The following is a 17,340-nucleotide window of genomic DNA, read 5'->3' as shown; positions in this document are numbered from 1 at the left end:
CCTTACAGTCGATTTCGGAGAGGGAGGACATGACGATGATCGCAACCCCGTACCGCCGTGCGGTCATGGCAGAGGTCCACCGGGGCACAAAGGGAGATGCCGCATGACCGACCAGACGCCCCCCAAACGCCTTGGCATGACCCTGCGCGACCGGCTGCACCAGGACGAGGGCTGGGTCTATATGACCGGGATGCAGGCGCTGGTGCGGCTGCCGATCCAGCAGCACCGGCGCGATGCGGCGGCGGGGCTGAATACCGGCGGCTATATCTCGGGCTATCGCGGCTCGCCCATGGGCACCTATGACATTGCGCTGTGGCAGGCCGAGAAAGAGCTGAAGGCGCATAACATCCATTTCCAGCCGGGGGTGAACGAGGATCTGGCCGCCACCGCGACCTGGGGGTCGCAGATGGTGGGCCTGTTCCCCGGCGCGCGTGTGGATGGGGTGTTCTCGATCTGGTACGGCAAGGCGCCGGGCATGGACCGGTCGATGGATCCGCTGCGGCATGCGAACCTGTCGGGGACCAATCCCAAGGGCGGCTCGCTGATGCTGGTGGGCGATGACCACGGGGCCAAATCCTCGACCGTTGCGTGCTATTCCGACATGAACTTCGCCTCGCTGGGCGTGCCGCTTCTGGCGCCTGCGAATGCGCAGGACGTGCTCGACATGGGGTTGCACGGGATCGCGATGAGCCGGTTTTCGTCGACCATCGTCGGCATGAAGCTGGTGACCGATGTGGTCGAGGGCGGCGGCTCGGTCTATGTGGCGCCGGACAGCCCGGCCATCGTGCTGCCCGAGGACGGCGGCCCGGACACCTCCATCAAACCCTTTGTGCCGATACTGGAGCAGGAGCGGGTGCTGTGGGACGTCAAGCTGCGCAAGGCGCTGGATTACGCCCGGGTGAACGGGCTGAACCGGATCAGCGGCGCGTCCGATGCGCGGATCGGCGTGGTCGCGGCTGGCAAGGCCTGGCAGGACCTGAACCAGGCGCTGTCGGGGCTTGGCTATCGCGACGGGAAACTGGGCGGGATGCCGGTGCGGCTGTTGAAGGTCGGCATGATCTGGCCGCTCGACGATACGGTGATCAGGGAATTCGCCGAAGGGCTCGACGCAATCGTCGTGGTCGAGGAAAAACGCGGAATGCTGGAGGATCAGATCCGCGCCAGCCTTTATGGAACGGCGCGCGCGCCCCGGATCGTGGGCAAGACATTCTCGGGCCGGGCCTATGACCCGCAGGCGGGCGATACGGCCTTCCCGGGGTTTGGCGAGATCGATCCGAACATGGTCACCCGCATTCTGGTGCGGGTGGCGCAGGAAACCGACCCCGACTGCGGCCTGTCGATGCCGAACCATCCCAACCGGCCACCGGCGCTGGCGGGCGGGGTGATCCGGGCGCCGTCATTCTGTGCGGGCTGCCCGCACGGTCGCTCGACCCAGGTGATCGACGGCAGCCGGGCGCTGGCCGGGATCGGGTGCCATACGATGGCGATGATGCGGGACCCGGCCAAAACCAACTCGGTCAGCCATATGGGCGGCGAGGGTGCGATGTGGCTGGGGCAATACCCGTTCACCGACGAGACGCATGTGTTCGCCAACATGGGCGACGGGACCTATTTTCATTCTGGTCTGATGGCCATTCGCGCGGCGGTCGCGGCCAAGGCCACGATGACCTACAAGCTGCTGCATAACGGGTTTGTGTCGATGACCGGCGGGCAGCCACATGATGGCGAGGTCAGCCCGGAACAGATGGTGCGCCAGCTTAAGGCCGAGGGCGTGGGGCGGGTCGCGCTGGTGTCGGACGAGCCCGAGAAATACGAGGGCAAGGCGCTGGGCGAGGGGGTCACCCTGCATCCGCGCACCGAACTGGCGGTGGTGCAGGGTGAGATGCGCAAGCTGCCCGGCGTCACCGTCATCATCTATGACCAGCCCTGCGCCACCGAGCGGCGGCGCCTGCGCAAGCGCGGCAAATGGGTCGACCCGGACAAGCGGGTGTTCATCAATCCTGAGGTCTGCGAAGGCTGCGGCGACTGTTCCACCGTCTCGGCCTGCATGGCGATCGAGCCGCTGGAAACCGAGTTTGGGCGAAAGCGGATGATCAACCAGTCGTCCTGCAACAAGGATTTCTCCTGCGTCGAGGGGTTCTGCCCCTCTTTCGTGACCGTCACCGGCGCGACCCCGCGCAAGGTGCAGGCGGCCGAGGTCGAGATCGACGTGAGCCACCTGCCGGCGCCGCGTCCACGTGCCATCGACGGGTCGTGGTCGATTCTTGTTTCGGGTATCGGGGGCGCCGGGGTTGTGACCGTGGGCCAGACGCTGGCGGTTGCGGCCCATGCCGACGGTTTCTATTCCTCGAACCTCGACATCACCGGGCTGGCGCAGAAATACGGCGCGGTCCACAGCCACATCAAGATCGCGCTCAGCCCCGAGCAGATGCGCGCGACGCGTATCGCGGCAGGCGAGGCGGATGCGCTCATTGGCTGCGATCTGGTGGTGGCGGCGGGCGACGAGGCGCTGTCGAAACTGACGCCGGGCAAGTCGGTGGCGGTCAGCGATACGACCGTGGTGCCGACCTCGGAGTTCTCAAGGAACCCCGACTGGCAATTGAACGGTGCGGAACAGGCCGCCCGCCTGACCGGGCTGTTGGGGACCGATGCGCTGGTATTGGAGGCTCAGCATCTGGCCGAACGGGTCATGGGCGACCGGGTCTTTGCCAATATGGTCCTGATGGGCGCGGCCTGGCAGCAGGGCGGTATCCCGCTGTCGATCGAGGCAATTCACCGCGCGATCGAGCTGAACGGCGTGGCGGTTTCGCGCAACAAGCAAGCCTTTGATCTGGGACGGCTGGCGCTGGCCGATCCGGGTGCCGCCCGGCGGTTGGCGGGCGACGATGCCCCTGTCGATTTGGCCGAACGCCGCCAACCGACGCCGGAGGAGACGGTTGATTTGCGCGTGGCGGAACTGACCGCCTATCGCGATGCCGCGCTGGCCAAACGCTATGCCGACATGGTGGCTCGGGTTCGCGCCGCCGGGCTGGAGGCCGGTGCGGTGGGTGCGGTGGCGCGGGGGTACTACAAGCTGCTGGCGGTCAAGGACGAGTGGGAGGTCGCCCGGCTTTACAGCAAGCCGTCCTTCCGCAAGGCGCTGGGCGAGAGTTTCGAGGGTGACATGGAGCTGACATTCTATTTCGGCGCCTGGCCCTTTGGCGGGACCGATCCCAAGACCGGTAAGCCGGTCAAGGGCGCGATCAGGGGCAAGATGGCGATGCGGGCCTTTGGCCTGATGAACCGGCTGCGGTTCCTGCGTGGAACGCTCCTCGACCCGTTCCGCAATTCCGACGAGGCGCGTCTGGCCCGCCGGTTGCTCGCCGAGTACGAGGCCGATATCGACTTTGCCATCGCCCATGTCTCGGCCGGAAAACCGGGGCTGATCGCCGAGTTGCTGGACCTGCCGGAACATATCCGGGGTTACGGACATGTTCGCGAACGCCACGCAAAGGCGGTTGCGCAGAAGCGCGAGACCTTGCGGGCCGGAATCCTCGCCGCCAAGCCAGAGGCCGCCTGAGCGAAGGGCTGAGCAGGTGCCTGCCTAGAACCCGCTCAGCCGCTCGATCACCCAGAAGGCCGCGATGCTGCCGATCCCGTAGCTGGTCAGCCGGTGCAAGGCGGGTGCGCCCGCCACCAGCGCAGGAAGCAGCCGTTTCAGGGCCCAGCCGAGCGCCAGTACCGCGCCGATAAACAGAAGCTGGCCCATCTCGACACCGATATTGAAGGAAAACAGCGCCAGCGGGATATCATTCTGCGGCAGGCCGATTTCGCGCAGGGCACCGGCAAAGCCCAGGCCATGGATAAGGCCAAAGCCGAAGGAGACAATCGCCGGGTAGCGTTCCGTCAGGGGATCCCGCCGGTCCGGGGGCAGCGCCAGTTCATAGGCGAGAAACACGATCGAAAGTGCGATTACGACTTCGACCGGGACAGAGGGCACCGCGACCCACCCCAGCGATGCTGCCGCCAGCGTGATACTGTGCGCCAGCGTGAAGGCGGTGACGGTCCAAAACAGGCGCCGGGTGTCGCGCACCAGCAGAAGCAGCGCCAGAACGAAAAGCAGGTGATCGACCCCTTCGAGGATATGCGACACACCCAGTGAGACATAGCTGGTCAGAACCTCGAGGTTTCCCGGGTCGGCCGGAACGATGAATTCGGGCGTGCCTGGGGTCAGCCGTTGGGTCTGCGGGCGGTTTGGTGACAACTCGTAGCGGACCAGGACATCGGTCCGGGTTTCCTCCAAGCCATCTATGCGCAGGGTGCCGCCCGCCAGGCCTCCGGGGCAGCTTGCAAGACCGCTGGTGACCCAGGCGCGCCCATCAAAGGCGGGCGGCGCGAACCCGTTGGTTTCACAAGCCTCAGGGAGCACCACCGCAAGTTTCATCGGTCGCCCGCCCACATCCGGCGCGCGCCAGAAGATGCGCCAGCGATCCTGATCCAGATAGGACAGTTCCAGATATCCGGGGTCGAGCGCATGGGCAGCGACAGGCGCCGGGGTCAGGGTCGAAAAAAGGGCAAGGACAAGGCCGATAAGCACCCTCATTGGCCAAGAACCTCCTGCACCTGCGGCAGCTCGATCGTATAGCGATCCAGTACCGCTTCGGAGAATCGCTCCTGCACCTCGCGCATTTGTACAGTGCGCCATTCGCTCAGCACCCGGTCGCGCACATCGTCGAGGGGCGGCAGGGCTGGCGGTGTCAAAGCGGCGAGCCGGACCAGGTGGTACCCGTAGCCGCTTTGAACAGGGCCACTCCATGCGCCGACGGGCAGTCTGGAAATCGCATCGCCCGTGCCGGCCCCGAAAACCCTGTCCACGCCCAAAACATCAAGCGCCTCGATGGTCTGGGGCAGCAAGCTTGTCTGGCCGATCTGGGACGGTGGCGCGCCTGCCTCAAGCGCTGCCAGCATTGCCTGAGTGTCACCCTTTCCGGCATCCGGCGGCAACAGCACCTGCTGGAACGAAAGCCGGGCGGGCCTGGTGAAGCGCGCGGCGTTTTCCTCGTAAAACGCCAGCAGGACCTGGTCTTCCGGGGTGGCCGTTGCGGCCGGTGCCTCTGCCAGGAACAGCATTTTCTGCCGTAACCGGTTGCGGATGACGCTGTCGTCCTGATCAAGACCCAGCAGTCTGGCTTCGCGCACCATTGCCTCTTCCAGTGCCCAGTTCTGCATCACCGTTTCCATTTCGGTGGCTGTGGGCGGACGGTTCCAGGTGGCCGAGAACTGGCCGGCCAGGCCACGCGCCTGCTGCGGCGTCAGGTGCAATACGGTGTCGGCATTCCGCGACGTATCTGCGGGGTTGAGACCATCGTAAAGCGCGAAAATCGCGCCCCCGAGCAGGAAGAAATGCACCAAGGGAGACCGAAGAACTGTACCGAATTTCATTTTGAACCGATGGGTAAGGATGACTTGCCCGCGGATGTTAGCCTCCGGCAGTTCCGGAGGCCACGGCTAACCTTGCGCGAGGGGCGCTGGGAGCGGGGATAATTGCCCTTTCTCAGATTTGCAGCGAGCCCACGCTGGCGCCGCCGCAGACATAGAGCGTCTGGCCGGTGACAAAGCTGTTTTCGGGGTCGCAAAAGAACAGAAAGGCGCGGGTGACGTCGTCGACCCGGCCAAGGCGGCCCATGGGAATGCGCTTGGCCAGCGCCTCTTGCTGTGGGCTGTCCTTGTCCACGATGCCCCAGAAATTGTCGGTCAGAATAGGGCCGGGCGCCACCACGTTGACGGTTATGCCATGCGGCGCCAGCTCCAGTGCCCAGGTGCGGGCCATGCCGATCATGCCCGCCTTGGTGGCGCCATAGGCGGTGCGTGTGGGTGCGCCAAGGGCGGCGCGCGAGCCGTTGAACATCACCCGCCCGAAGGCCCGCGCCTTCATCGCGGGCAGAAACGCTTTGAGCAGGGTCAGCGCGGACCCCAGATGCAATTGCGCCAGCCCGGTGATGTCCGAAGGCTCGGCCTCTTCGATCAGGTTGGGCCAGATCAGGCCCGCATTGTGGATCAGGTGGGTGACTTCATGTGTGGATGCCACTTGCGCAGCGGCTTCGGCCACAGCTTGTGGGTCCAGGAGATCGGCCTCGACCGAGTGGAGGCGCGGGTGGGTGACCTCGGGCGCGTGGCGCGAGATCGACACGACCGTGTAGTCGCGCGCCAAGAGCGCTTGCGCCAGATCGGCGCCGATGCCCTTGTTGCCCCCGGTTATGACGGCGGTATGGGTCATGTCTCCTCCACCAGCGCCAGAACCCTCAGCGGGCTGCCGGTGCCGTTCTTGATCTTGAGGGGGGCTGCGATAAGCACCGCGCCGGTCGGCGGTAACTGATCAAGATCCGACAGGCATTGCAGCCCGAACCGCCCCGCGCCGTGCAGGTAGTAATGCGCCGGGTAGGGCGGGATATAATGGTTGCCCTGACCGGCATCGGTGCCCACGGTTTCGACGCCAAAGCCGCGAATATCGCGCTGCTCGATCAGGAAGCGGATAGCTTCTGGCGTCGGCCCCGGCGAATGCGGCCCGTCCTCGCGCATGTTGAGGTATTCCGCGCCGCGTCGTTTCGACCAGTCGGTGCGCATCAGCACCCAGGCCCCGGCGGGGATGCGGCCATGGGCGGCTTCCCAGCCTTCGATCAGGGGAACGGTCAGTTCGAAATCCTCGTCCTCTGCCGCGCCGTCGGAACAGTCGATGACACAGACCGGGCCGATGAAATTGGCCGGGTCGATCTCGTCCACCGCCGCGCGCGGCAGGTCACGGCCCGAGATCCAGTGCGCGGGCGCGTCGAAATGGGTGCCGGTATGTTCGGACATCGAGATATTGTGCCATTTCCACGCCGGGCCGCGATGGTCATAGGCGCTGATTTCCTCCATCCGGAAGCGGGCGCATTGGCCGAATTCGGGCGGCAGGATGATCACCGGGAAATCGGGGTCGAGCGTGTGGGTCAGGTCGACCACACGTATCTCTCCGGTGGCGATGCGGGTGGCGAGATTGGCCAGAGTGCTCATGCGCCTTCTCCTCCCAGCGTCATTTCGCGTTCCAGCACCTTTGGGTCGCGGCGGAAACGGTCGCGCAGGTCCTGGGCGATGTCGCCGCACCAGACGTCTTCCAATCCCCGTTGCAGCCCATCCACGACCGAGCGGGCCAAGGCGGAGGCTGTCACGCGCGGTGGCGGCAGCGGCTGGTACCAGTCGTCTTCTTCGGTGGGACCGAAGAACACGTTCATCACCCTGAGGCCCGAGGGGCGAAACTCGGCGCGCAGCGACTGGCTGAGGGAATAGGCCCCCGCCTGGCTGGCGGAATAGGCACCGAAGGGGCGCGCGTTGCTCAGCGCGCCGACACTCAGCAGGTTGACCCATGCGGCGGCGGCGTTCACCCCGTCCGAGGCGCGCGCGCACATGCCGGGGCCGAATGCCTGCGCCAGCCGCATCAGGCCGAGGTAATTCACCTCCAGCTCGTCGCGGGCAAAGCCGGTATCGCCCCGGTCCAGCACGCCGCCGGGGCGCAGGAACCGGGCGGTGTTGATCAGGATATCGGTCTTGCCACCGATCTCGCCTGCCAGTTTCTTCACCGATGCGGTATCAGTCACGTCCATCGGCAGGATCTGAACCCCCAGCGCCTCCAGTTCGGCGCGCTGCGGATAGGGCCGCCAGCTTTCCGGCTCGCCCGCGAAAATGATCGCGGCACCCGCCTTTTGCAGGGCGCGCGCCAGCGCGAGGGCCTGGGCGCTGCGGGCGTCGGTGATCAGCACGCGGCGGTGTTTGGGATCGGCAGAGAGGGCACGCATCAGCGGATCGTCCTTCATGTTCGGGGTATCGGTTTCGGGCAGGGCAACCAGCACGCCCTGGCCTGCCTGATCGAGCCGGGCGGTGACGCGCACGCGGGCGTGCCGCGCCACGTCGCCATGGATATGGGCCAATACGGTCGGGCCCGCATCGAGCTGCACGGTGCCCGCGCGCCATGGCATCCGCTCGCGGAAGTAAAGGCGGGGCGAGGTCTGTACCGTGGTCTCGGCGATCAGGGTGCCGCCCGGCGCCATGTCCTGCCACGGCAGGTCGGTGCTCAGGCAGGCGGAACAGGCATCGCGCGGCGGGTATTGCACCTTGCCGCAGTCGGCGCAGCGTTGCAGGGCGAAGCGGCCTTCGGCGGCGGCGGCGGTGAGGTGGAGGGCGGCGCGTGAGCGCACTTCGGGCGGGCGCGTCGGTGAAACCGACCGTTTCTGCGGGTCTTTCTTGGGCGGCGGGGACAGCGGATGGGTCATGCGCGCGCTCCGGTCGTGAGGACGGCGGCGCTGGAACAGAGGCCACGGTCGAAGTTGATCATGCCAAAACCCGAAACCAGCGCCCGTTCAGCGCCCGCCACCTGAGTGCCGCCCGCCTGTCCGGTGACCTGGCGGATTGCCTCGACCATGCCGATAAAGCCGCCCGCCGCCCCGGCCTGACCACCAGAAAGCTGTCCGCCCGAGGTGTTGTGGGGGAAATCGCCCGACACGGTCAGATCCTTGTCGCGCAAGAAGGCTGGGCCTTCGCCCTTGGCGCAGAACCCCAGATCCTCGATCTGTAACATCGAGATCACCGGATAGTCGTCATAGGTCTGCACCAGATCCATGTCCTGCGGTGCCATCCCGGCCTGATCCCAGAGCACATCCACATCCATCGTCCAGCCGCCGCGCAGCTGGATCGGGTCGTCGGCATGGGCATTGTGCCGCTCGATCGCGGCGGCCAGCCGGGCGTAGGGCAGGTTCAGCGCCCGCGCCCGATCCTCGGACATGACCAGAAACGCCTCGGCCCCAGCGCAGGGCATCACGCAGTCAAACAGCGCAATCGGGTCGGCGATGGGGCGGGCATCCAGGTATTGCTCCATCGTCAGCGGTTTCTTCATCACCGCGTTTGGGTTCTTCAGCGCATTGGCGCGCTGGGCCACGCAGAGGCGCCCGAAATCCTCGCGCGTGGCGCCGTATTCGGTCATGTAGCGGTCGGTGAGCAGCGCAAAACTCGCATTCGGGCCGCCATAGCCATAGGGATAGCTGGCATCCATGGCAAAGCGCGAGAAGCTCGACAGGAGTTGTCGGAAACTGTCGATATGGTTGGTGTCGCCAGCCACGCAGGCAATGATTTCGGCGTCACCCGCCTGCACAGCGCGCGCCGCGCGGCGCAGGGCCACCCCGGCCGAGGCGCCGCCCATCGGGATATGATCAAGCCAGCGCGGGCAGAGGCCCAGATGCTGGGTCAGCCCCACAGCGGTATCGGGGAACAGCGTGAAGGACGCGACCTGGAACCCGTCCAGATCGCCGGGCTTCAGCCCCGCCGCCCGCAACGAGCCGCGCAAAGCGGTGGCAATCCAGTGATGCGCGGTGTCGATGGAGTAACGCTGATAGGGCGTCGAGAAGGGCGCAACCAGCGCCACGCCCTCATAGCTGGCAGGTCGCGCCATCACGCCACCTGCCGTTTCTTGAGATGGGTCAGCGTCACCGTGGCCGGGTCCGACAACAGCGCCTCGGCCATCTCCTTCAGCGCCTTGCGCTGGATCTTCTGGGTCGGGGTCATCGGCAGGTTGTCCACAAAGGCAATATAGCCCGGCACCTTGTAATAGGCCATCTGGGTCAGCCCCCACTCTGCAATCTGGTGGGCGAGATCGGGCGAGGGCGTATCGACGCGAAGACAGGCAAACACCTCGTCCCCGCGCACCGGGTCGGGCACGGCGGCGACGCCCGCCGCCCGGATAGACGGGTGGCGCATCAGCACGCTTTCCACCTCGACCGCGGCGATATTCTCGCCCGAGCGGCGGATCACGTTCTTCTTGCGGTCCACGAAGAAGAACCGCCCCTCACCATCGCGGCGCACGATGTCGCCGGTGTGGAACCAGCCGCCTTCCCAGGCCTCTGCCGTTGCCTCGGGGTTCTTGTCGTAATTCGAGAAGAAGCCGTAGCGCGGGTCGGGACCGGAATTGCGGACCAAAAGTTCGCCCGGCTCGTCGGGAGCGGCATCCTGTCCGGTATCGGTGACCACGCGGGCCGCGACCCAGCCCTCGGCCCGGCCCAGACAGGATTGGCCGATCAGCCGATCATGCGTATGGGCGGCGATCACCGCGCCCGCGCCGGTTTCGGTCATCGCCCAGGCCTCGATCAGGGGAAAGCCGAAACGCGCCTCGAACCCCGCCTGCAATTTCGGGTCGATGCCCGCGCCAAATCCAAAGCGCACCTGATGCGCGCGGTCCTGTGATCCCTCGGGCAGGGACATCAGGATCGAAGGCATGACGCCTAGATAATGCAGGCAGGTGGCGCGCGCCCCGGCCACATCGGCCCACCAGCTCGACGGATGGAACCGGTCGAGCGCGATCAGGCAGCCGCCAACGGTGACCATCGCCATGAAGGAATAGGCCATGGCGTTCATGTGAAAGATCGGCAGGGGGGTGATCATCCGCTCGCCCGTTTCGGTCAGCGAGGCGACCCCGCCCAGGTCGGCATACCAGCGCCCGGCCAGCAGGAAATAGGCATTTGGCAGCACGCAGCCTTTGGGGTTGCCGGTGGTGCCCGAGGTATAGAGCAGCGCCGCCTCGCGGGCCTCGCCTATGCGCGGCAGGGTCACGGTGGCCTGGGCGCGGGGTGGAGGTGGCGCGTCCCCGGTCCCGATGACCGGAGCTGTGACGTCTGCCGCCATGGCCGCCGCGCGCAACTCGTTCGCGCGGGCAGGCAGGGCGACGATCAGCGACGGTTGCGCATGGCCGATCAGGTATTCCAGTTCGGCTGCCCGCAGGTCGGGATTGATCGGTACGATCGAGGCGCCGATGCAGTTGAGCGCGGCAAAGAGCTCGAAGAACACGGGCCGGTTTTCCAAAAGCGCTGCCACCCGCATCCCAGCGCCATAGCCCGCCTGTTTCAGCGCCTCGGCCCGCGCATCCACGCGCGCAAGGAAGGTGCCATAGCTGACCGGCCCGGCCGCGATGTCATAGGCCGCCGCAGTGCCGGGCAAAACGTCAAGCAGCGGGCGATCCGGCCAGCGTGCCGCTGTGGCCGCGATGGCGGCGTAAACCGTCTCGGCGCTCACGGCAGCAGCTGGATATTGCCAAAGGCGGCGTCGCAATTAAGCAGCTCCACCTTCTTGCCCGCGATGCGGAAGGCACCGTCCACCAGTGCCAGATCATGGGTCACGGTGAGGGCCAAAAGCTGCTGTTCGTCCAGCCGCGTCTCGACATAATGCATGTTGGTCACGGTCTGGAACTTGCCCGCCTCGGGGTCGAAGACATCGACAAAGGGCCGCTGGATCACGTGGTTGCAGCGCGATTTGGGTTTCTGCGAGAATGTCCGCTCGCCATTCAGCCGCTCGACCCTGAGGCGCAGCATGAAATTGTCCTCGTAGAGGAACGAGGTGGCGTTGACCGGATCGGCCTGCTTGTAATCGAGCGGCATCCAGTAGACGGCATCGGGCATCCAGAGGTCGAGCCATTCGGTATAGCGGCCCTCGTCCAGCATCCTTGTTTCGGCGTAGATGAAGTCGATCACGTCGTCGCGGGTGATCATTGCTGCATTCCCCTCGCTCATTCGGCGGCGACGCCGGCGGCGCCCTCCATCGACATGGTCATGAACTTGGCCCAGGCGTGGAACTGGTTGCGCATCTGCCGTTCGGTGGTTCCGTTTTCGACCGCTTCGGTCTCGAAATCCTCTGGCCCTGTATGCAACCGCCGGATATCGACCCATTGCATGCCCTCGGCGTGCAGCCCCTCTTGCGCGCGTTCGTACATCTCCAGATCGTCATGACCCACGATCGAAGTGGGGGCGTTGATCATCCGGTTGTACATAGCCGACATGGCGGTCAGCTGCTCGGGCGCGCCGACCAGCCGGTAGACATAGCTTTCCACCAGCGTCCGGTCCGCCCCCAGCGGGATGAAGTTGCGCAACTGCGTCAGCGGCGCCTTGATCATGATGTTGGGGAAATAGACGGTGTTGTGCCGGTTCTCGTCCAGGATCGCCTTGGCGCGCTTTTCGCCATAGGCTTCGACCATCGCTTCGAAATAGCCGGGGATGGCATCGTATTTCGAATGGATCGACATGTTGACGCCGGTATGGCCGTGGCCATTGGGCCAGGTGCGGATGCCCATATCCTCAAAGAATTCATAAGGGCTCATGAACGGCGCGATGATCTGCATCGCGGGCGGGCGCGGTTCGGGGTTGCCCATCTGCTCATAGATCTTGACCGCCGTCCCGGCCGAGCTTTCATGCGCCACCATCGGATGACAGGTGTCGGTCTGGTTCTCGACCAGCATCTTCCAGTTGCACTTGTGCATGTAGCGCAGCGGCGGGCCGGAGATTTCCACGCGGCCTTCAGGCGCGCGGTCGACCATGTTGTCGATGGAACTGAGAGAGCCGCCAAAGAACTCGTCGAATCCGATCCCGTCTTCGGCCAACCGGGCAAAGACAAAACCACGATAGTTGTGCACCGCACCCACCGCCTGCATGCCCTTGCCGTTCTGCGACTCGGACAAGCCGGTGCCCTCGTATCCCTTCTTCAGCGGAATGGCGAGCAGGCAGCCGTCGGTCTTGAAGCTCCAGGCGTGATAGGGGCAGCGAAAGAACTTGCCGGTATTGCCAGCCCGGTCGATGGCGATCTTGGTGCCCTTGTGGGGGCAGCGGTTGTAAAGAACCTTCACCTCGCCATCGGTGTGGCGCACCATGATCACTGGCTGGTCGCCCACCTGCGTGGTGATGTAATCGCCCTTGTTCGGGGTCTGGCTGTCATGGCCGACAAAGATCCAGGCATTGGTGAAAAGGTGGCGCATTTCCAGCTGATAGACCGCATCGCTGATATAGACGTCGCGATGGACCTGAGCGGGCTGGATCATCGCCCTGATATCGTTCGCGTTCATGCCTTCCTCCCTTACAGATCGAGCACGAGGCGCGCGCTGAGCGCCCGGCTGACACAGATTTGCATGACCTTGCCGCTGTCGCGTTCGGCCTGGCTGAGCACCACGTCGCGGTGATCGGGGGTGCCCGCGATCACCTCGGTCTGGCAGATGCCGCAATCGCCGCGTTGGCAATCATAGAGCGGGTCGAGGCCAGCGGCCTCCAGCGCCTCGATGATGGTCTGGTCGGGCGCGATGGTGATGACCTGGCCTGACGAGGCGATCTCGATCTCGAACGCGCTGTCGGCCGCGCTGGGCGCGGCATTGGTGAAGAGTTCCACATGAATGTCTGCGGCGGCGATACCCGCTGCTTCGGCGGCGGTTCGGGCGGCTTCGATCATGCCTTTTGGCCCACAGATATAGAGGGCGTGGCCGGTGAGATCGGCCATCAGCGTGTTCAGGTCCAGCGGCGCGGTATCGTCGAAATGGGCGTGGAAATTGCCCCCGAATTCGTCGCGCAACCGGTTCAGCCAGGCCATGACATCGGCGCTGCGGCCGGAATAGTGAAAGACAAAGGGCCGTGATTGCGCCCGGAGTGTGGTGGCCATCGAGATCAGCGGTGTCACGCCGATGCCGCCCGCCAGCAGGGCTACGGGCTTGTCCTCGGTCCGCAGCTCAAAGTCATTCTTCGGTTCGGCCGTGGTGATCGCGTCACCTTCGGACAAGGCATGCATGGCCTTGCTGCCGCCATCGCCCGCGTCCTCGCGCTGGACCGCGATGGTATAGGCGCCGGGCGTGTCACCGGGCCAGTCGATCAGCGAATAGCTGCGTGGTCCGGCGACGGTTTCGACGGCGATATGGGCCCCGGCGGTGTAGCCGGGCAGGGCTTCACCACCGGCCGCAACCAGGGTGAATGCCGAAATCCGCTTGGTCACGGCCAGTTTCTGCGCAATTGTCAGCTTGAGCATCTCGGCGCCTCCCTGCTGAAAATATGAAAAATCATATAAATCGAGTCAAGACAAATTCAGACCTCATGAGTGAAACCCAGAACGACACCTTTGTGACCGGATATCTGCTGTACCTTCTCGCGGCGTCCAGCGAGCAGGCCAGCGCGCAGTTTCATGACCATGTCCGCGCGCGCGGCCTGCGGGTGCCCGAATGGCGGGTGCTGGCCTGTCTGGTGGACAATGATGGTATGATGATCACCCGTCTGGCCCGTCTGTCGCTGATGGAGCAGTCGCGGATGACGCGAATCGTTGATCAGATGGATGCGCGCGGGCTGGTGAGCCGGGTTGCCGATTCCAATGACAAGCGGCGCGTGCGGGTGCGTCTGACCGCCGAGGGCAGGGACCTGGCCGAAGCGCTGGTCAAGGATGCGCGGCGGCACGAAACCCGGTTGCTGTCAGCGCTGGCCGATACGGATGCCGCCCGTATCAAGGGGGTTTTGCGCACGTTGCTGGACGTTCTGGACCGGCCCGATGCGACCTGATCGCCGGAATACATGCAATTTCATATTTCTTGACAACTGCCGAGGCGCGGTGTGATGCTTGCGCCGGGATCACTAGTTCCGGTCACGCCGGGCACAGCATCACGAGGGAGGACTACATGAAGCATTTTGCACGCCTTGCCGCCGCAGCGGTCGTCTGCGCCAGCACCAGCATGGCCGCCTGGGCCGCTGACACCACCTTGCGCGTCTCTACCTGGCTGCCGCCGACCCACGGCATCAACACCGAGATTTTTGCTGGCCTGATCGGCATGATCGAAGAGGCCAGCGGCGGGCAGGTCAGCGGCGAGCTGGTCTTTGGCCTGGCGCCGCCGCCCGCGCAGATGGATCTCATTCAGGACGGTGCGGCCGATATCGCGATCATCTTCCACGGCTACCAGCCGGGCCGGTTCATCGGCACAAAGCTGATCGAACTGCCGGGCTTTGAGGGCAATGCCGAGGCCGCCTCGGTCGCCTATTGGCGTGTGCACGAGGCGCATCTGGCCAAGCTGGATGAACACCGGGGCGTCAAGCTGATCTCGCTGAACACCCATGGTCCTGGCCAGATCCACACCAGCAAGGATGTGGCCTCGCTGGCCGACCTGAACGGGCTCAAGACCCGGATCGGCGGCGGCGTTGCGGGCGATGTCGGCGCGGCGCTGGGGCTGGTGGGGATCAACGTGCCCGCGCCCAAGGTCTATGAGACGCTGGAATCCGGTGCCGCCGACGCGGTGGCGATGAACGTGGGCGAGCGTGTGGGCTTCAAGCTGAACGAAGTGGCCAAGAACCTCTACGACATGCCCGGCGGTTTCTATCGCGGGTCTTTCGCCATCATCATGAGCCAGGAGACCTTTGACAGCCTGCCCGCCGATGTTCAGGCGGCGCTGGATGAAAAGGTGTTTGGTGAGCCAGCCAGCCGGATGGCAGGCGCGGCCTGGGACAAGTCGGACATGATCGGGTACGAGGCCACCAAGTCGGCCGAGGGGACCAAGATCGTCGACGCTTCGGCCGAGGATCAGGCCAAGTTTGCCGCGATTGCGGCAGAAGTGACCGCCAAGGTCCTGGCCGAACTCGAAGGGGCGGGCGTGGATGCGCAGGCCGCCTATGAGATGGTCAAGGCCGAGATGGCCGCGAACTGACATGCAAGCATGTGCCGCCCCGATCCTTGGGGCGGCACGTTTGCGATTGACCATATGATGCGCTTTTTCTCCCTTTCCGTCTGGCTGCCCGGTCTTCTGGCCTCGGCCGCGCTGTTCGTCCTTATGGTGATGACCTTTGCCGACGTGGTCCTGCGCTCGGTCTTCAATGCGCCAATCGAGGTGGCCGCCGACCTGACGCGCCTGTTGATGGCGGTGATGGTTTTTTCGGTCATGCCGGTCCTGTCGGGCCGGAATGCCCATGTAAGCGTGGATCTCCTGGATGCCCCATTTGCCCGGTTCCGCCTGTCGCGCTGGCGCGATGCGGCGGTCTGTCTGTTCTGCGGCGCGATCCTGTTCCTGCCCGCGCAGCGGGTGTTCGACCTGGCTGAGCGGTCGCGGTCTTATGGAGATGTCATGGAATACCTGCGCCTGCCGCTGCACGTGGTCGGCTGGTTCATCGCGGCGATGACGCTGGTCACTGCGGTGGTGCTGGTGGTGCGCGGCGTGCTGCTGATCGTGGCGCCGCGCCTGGCGGGGAGTGCGCCATGACCGCATCGCTTATCGGTTTTGCCGCAGTTCTTTTCCTGATCCTCGTGCGCGTGCCCATCGCCTTTGCCATGGGATTTGTCGGCATGGTGGGTTTCATGGCCGAAAGCAATTTCCGCGCCTCGATCTCGATGGTGGCGCGGCTGATCATCGACACCAGCCAGGACTATGGCCTGTCGGTGGTGCCGCTCTTCATCCTGATGGGGCTGTTCGTGAACAAGGGCGGCATCAGCCGCGAGCTTTACGCCGCCTCGAACGCCTTTCTCGGTCACCTGCGCGGCGGTCTGGCGATGGCCACTATCGTGGCCTGCGGCGGGTTTGCCGCGATCTCGGGCTCGTCGCTGGCAACGGCGGCCACCATGGCCAAGGTCGCCATGCCCGAAATGCGCCGGTTCGGATATTCCGACGAGCTTTCCACCGCGTCCATCGCGGCGGGGGGCACATTGGGCATCCTGATCCCGCCCTCGGTGATCCTGGTGATCTATGGCCTCTTGACTGAGACCTCGATCGGCAAGCTCTTTGTCGCGGGCATCGTGCCGGGAATGCTGGGCATCCTGCTTTATCTCTGCGCTGTGCGCTGGACGGTCTGGCGCACACCCGAGGCCGGTCCCGCCGGTCCTCGCGTGCCGCTGCGCGGACGGCTTGCGGCCCTGCACGAGGTCTGGGCCGTGGTGCTGCTGTTCTTTCTGGTGATCGGCGGGCTTTATGGTCTCTTCGATATTCCTCCGCTGAACCTGAACTTTTCACCGACCGAGGCGGCGGGGATGGGCGCGATGGGCGCCTTCCTGATCGCGCTGGCGCGGCGGCGGCTCAGCCTGAAGGACACGCTGGAGGTTCTGCTGGAAACCTCGATCACGGCGGCCAGCCTGTTTGCGGTGCTGATCGGGGCTTGGATATTCTCGAACTTCGTCAATGTGGCGGGGCTGCCTGCGGCATTGAGCGACCTGATCACCGCCTATGATCTGAAGCCCTGGCAGGTGATGGCGGTGATCCTGGTGATCTACATCGCTCTGGGCTGCGTGTTCGAGTCGCTGTCGATGCTGCTACTGACGGTGCCGATCTTCTTTCCGCTGGTCACCTCGCTCGGCTATGATCCGATCTGGTTCGGTATCATTGTTGTCGTGGTGACCGAGATCAGCCTGATCACCCCTCCCGTGGGATTGAATGTCTTTGTTCTCAAGGGCGTGGTGGGCGACGTGACCACCGGCACCATCTTTCGCGGGGTCACGCCGTTCTGGGTGGTGGATATTGTCCGGCTGGCGCTGTTGCTTGCCGTGCCGGCGCTGGCGCTCTATCTGCCGGCGCAGATGTAG

At 64.9% G+C, this 17,340-nt stretch carries 15 protein-coding genes; 5 read left to right on the top strand and 10 right to left on the bottom strand.

The window, feature by feature from the left end; all coding sequences use genetic code 11:
• Positions 1–103 precede the first annotated feature (103 nt).
• Positions 104–3,559 (top strand): indolepyruvate ferredoxin oxidoreductase family protein, encoded by a 3,456-nt coding sequence (locus G0P99_RS17615; protein WP_164131797.1) that lies wholly within the window; start codon positions 104–106, stop codon positions 3,557–3,559.
• Between the two features lie 24 nt (positions 3,560–3,583).
• Here the strand turns inward: G0P99_RS17615 and G0P99_RS17610 are convergent, their stop codons facing one another.
• The 10 genes from G0P99_RS17610 to G0P99_RS17565 form a co-directional block, all read right to left on the bottom strand.
• Positions 3,584–4,582, bottom strand: coding sequence for a HupE/UreJ family protein (locus G0P99_RS17610; RefSeq protein WP_164131796.1), 999 nt, complete (start codon positions 4,580–4,582; stop codon positions 3,584–3,586).
• Complete coding sequence (locus G0P99_RS17605; RefSeq protein ID WP_164131795.1) at positions 4,579–5,421, bottom strand: peptidyl-prolyl cis-trans isomerase; 843 nt, start codon at positions 5,419–5,421, stop codon at positions 4,579–4,581. The genes G0P99_RS17610 and G0P99_RS17605 overlap by 4 nt, the downstream gene beginning before the upstream one ends.
• A gap of 112 nt (positions 5,422–5,533) precedes the next feature.
• Positions 5,534–6,256 (bottom strand): SDR family NAD(P)-dependent oxidoreductase, encoded by a 723-nt coding sequence (locus G0P99_RS17600; protein ID WP_164131794.1) that lies wholly within the window; start codon positions 6,254–6,256, stop codon positions 5,534–5,536.
• Entirely contained in the window at positions 6,253–7,029 is a 777-nt protein-coding gene (locus tag G0P99_RS17595) for a cyclase family protein (RefSeq protein WP_164131793.1), read from the bottom strand. The genes G0P99_RS17600 and G0P99_RS17595 overlap by 4 nt, the downstream gene beginning before the upstream one ends.
• Positions 7,026–8,282: an SDR family oxidoreductase gene (locus tag G0P99_RS17590; protein WP_164131792.1), complete on the bottom strand. Its 1,257-nt coding sequence runs from the start codon at positions 8,280–8,282 to the stop codon at positions 7,026–7,028. The genes G0P99_RS17595 and G0P99_RS17590 overlap by 4 nt, the downstream gene beginning before the upstream one ends.
• Entirely contained in the window at positions 8,279–9,454 is a 1,176-nt protein-coding gene (locus tag G0P99_RS17585; protein WP_164131791.1) for a thiolase family protein, read from the bottom strand. Before G0P99_RS17585 ends, G0P99_RS17590 begins: the two co-directional genes overlap by 4 nt.
• A complete protein-coding gene (locus tag G0P99_RS17580) occupies positions 9,454–11,103 on the bottom strand; it encodes an AMP-binding protein (protein WP_164131790.1) in 1,650 nt (549 codons plus the stop codon). The genes G0P99_RS17585 and G0P99_RS17580 overlap by 1 nt, the downstream gene beginning before the upstream one ends.
• Positions 11,064–11,540, bottom strand: a complete 477-nt coding sequence (locus G0P99_RS17575) for an aromatic-ring-hydroxylating dioxygenase subunit beta (RefSeq protein WP_164131789.1) — start codon at positions 11,538–11,540, stop codon at positions 11,064–11,066. Before G0P99_RS17575 ends, G0P99_RS17580 begins: the two co-directional genes overlap by 40 nt.
• Positions 11,541–11,557: 17 nt before the next feature.
• Entirely contained in the window at positions 11,558–12,883 is a 1,326-nt protein-coding gene (locus G0P99_RS17570) for a Rieske 2Fe-2S domain-containing protein (RefSeq protein WP_164131788.1), read from the bottom strand.
• Positions 12,884–12,894: 11 nt separating this feature from the next.
• Positions 12,895–13,827 carry a PDR/VanB family oxidoreductase gene (locus G0P99_RS17565; protein ID WP_164131787.1) on the bottom strand — a complete coding sequence of 311 codons (933 nt, stop codon included), beginning with the start codon at positions 13,825–13,827 and terminating at the stop codon, positions 12,895–12,897.
• Positions 13,828–13,892: 65 nt separating this feature from the next.
• Here G0P99_RS17565 and G0P99_RS17560 point away from each other — a divergent pair, with 65 nt between their 5' ends.
• The 4 genes from G0P99_RS17560 (at position 13,893) to G0P99_RS17545 (ending at position 17,340) form a co-directional block, all read left to right on the top strand.
• Positions 13,893–14,348: a MarR family winged helix-turn-helix transcriptional regulator gene (locus G0P99_RS17560; protein WP_164131786.1), complete on the top strand. Its 456-nt coding sequence runs from the start codon at positions 13,893–13,895 to the stop codon at positions 14,346–14,348.
• Positions 14,349–14,464: 116 nt separating this feature from the next.
• The gene (locus G0P99_RS17555; RefSeq protein ID WP_164131785.1) at positions 14,465–15,481 is read left to right on the top strand and encodes a TRAP transporter substrate-binding protein; all 1,017 of its coding nucleotides are present in this window, start codon (positions 14,465–14,467) and stop codon (positions 15,479–15,481) included.
• Between the two features lie 57 nt (positions 15,482–15,538).
• Positions 15,539–16,030 carry a TRAP transporter small permease gene (locus G0P99_RS17550; RefSeq protein ID WP_239059861.1) on the top strand — a complete coding sequence of 164 codons (492 nt, stop codon included), beginning with the start codon at positions 15,539–15,541 and terminating at the stop codon, positions 16,028–16,030.
• Entirely contained in the window at positions 16,027–17,340 is a 1,314-nt protein-coding gene (locus G0P99_RS17545) for a TRAP transporter large permease (RefSeq protein WP_164131783.1), read from the top strand. The genes G0P99_RS17550 and G0P99_RS17545 overlap by 4 nt, the downstream gene beginning before the upstream one ends.

The sequence above is a fragment of the Ruegeria sp. PrR005 genome, from assembly GCF_010500245.1.
Classification (GTDB): Bacteria; Pseudomonadota; Alphaproteobacteria; order Rhodobacterales; family Rhodobacteraceae; genus Ruegeria_B; species Ruegeria_B marisflavi.
Note: the sequence above shows the minus strand (reverse complement) of the source record. Positions and strands in the feature narration are given on the sequence as shown.

Excerpts from the sequence above, each read along its gene's own strand:
- G0P99_RS17615 (WP_164131797.1), top strand. The coding sequence starts at position 104 with ATGACCGACCAGACGCCCCCCAAACGCCTTGGCATGACCCTGCGCGAC.
- G0P99_RS17610 (WP_164131796.1), bottom strand. The coding sequence starts at position 4,582 with ATGAGGGTGCTTATCGGCCTTGTCCTTGCCCTTTTTTCGACCCTGACC.
- G0P99_RS17605 (WP_164131795.1), bottom strand. The coding sequence starts at position 5,421 with ATGAAATTCGGTACAGTTCTTCGGTCTCCCTTGGTGCATTTCTTCCTG.
- G0P99_RS17600 (WP_164131794.1), bottom strand. The coding sequence starts at position 6,256 with ATGACCCATACCGCCGTCATAACCGGGGGCAACAAGGGCATCGGCGCC.
- G0P99_RS17595 (WP_164131793.1), bottom strand. The coding sequence starts at position 7,029 with ATGAGCACTCTGGCCAATCTCGCCACCCGCATCGCCACCGGAGAGATA.
- G0P99_RS17590 (WP_164131792.1), bottom strand. The coding sequence starts at position 8,282 with ATGACCCATCCGCTGTCCCCGCCGCCCAAGAAAGACCCGCAGAAACGG.
- G0P99_RS17585 (WP_164131791.1), bottom strand. The coding sequence starts at position 9,454 with ATGGCGCGACCTGCCAGCTATGAGGGCGTGGCGCTGGTTGCGCCCTTC.
- G0P99_RS17575 (WP_164131789.1), bottom strand. The coding sequence starts at position 11,540 with ATGATCACCCGCGACGACGTGATCGACTTCATCTACGCCGAAACAAGG.
- G0P99_RS17570 (WP_164131788.1), bottom strand. The coding sequence starts at position 12,883 with ATGAACGCGAACGATATCAGGGCGATGATCCAGCCCGCTCAGGTCCAT.
- G0P99_RS17565 (WP_164131787.1), bottom strand. The coding sequence starts at position 13,827 with ATGCTCAAGCTGACAATTGCGCAGAAACTGGCCGTGACCAAGCGGATT.
- G0P99_RS17560 (WP_164131786.1), top strand. The coding sequence starts at position 13,893 with ATGAGTGAAACCCAGAACGACACCTTTGTGACCGGATATCTGCTGTAC.
- G0P99_RS17555 (WP_164131785.1), top strand. The coding sequence starts at position 14,465 with ATGAAGCATTTTGCACGCCTTGCCGCCGCAGCGGTCGTCTGCGCCAGC.
- G0P99_RS17550 (WP_239059861.1), top strand. The coding sequence starts at position 15,539 with ATGCGCTTTTTCTCCCTTTCCGTCTGGCTGCCCGGTCTTCTGGCCTCG.
- G0P99_RS17545 (WP_164131783.1), top strand. The coding sequence starts at position 16,027 with ATGACCGCATCGCTTATCGGTTTTGCCGCAGTTCTTTTCCTGATCCTC.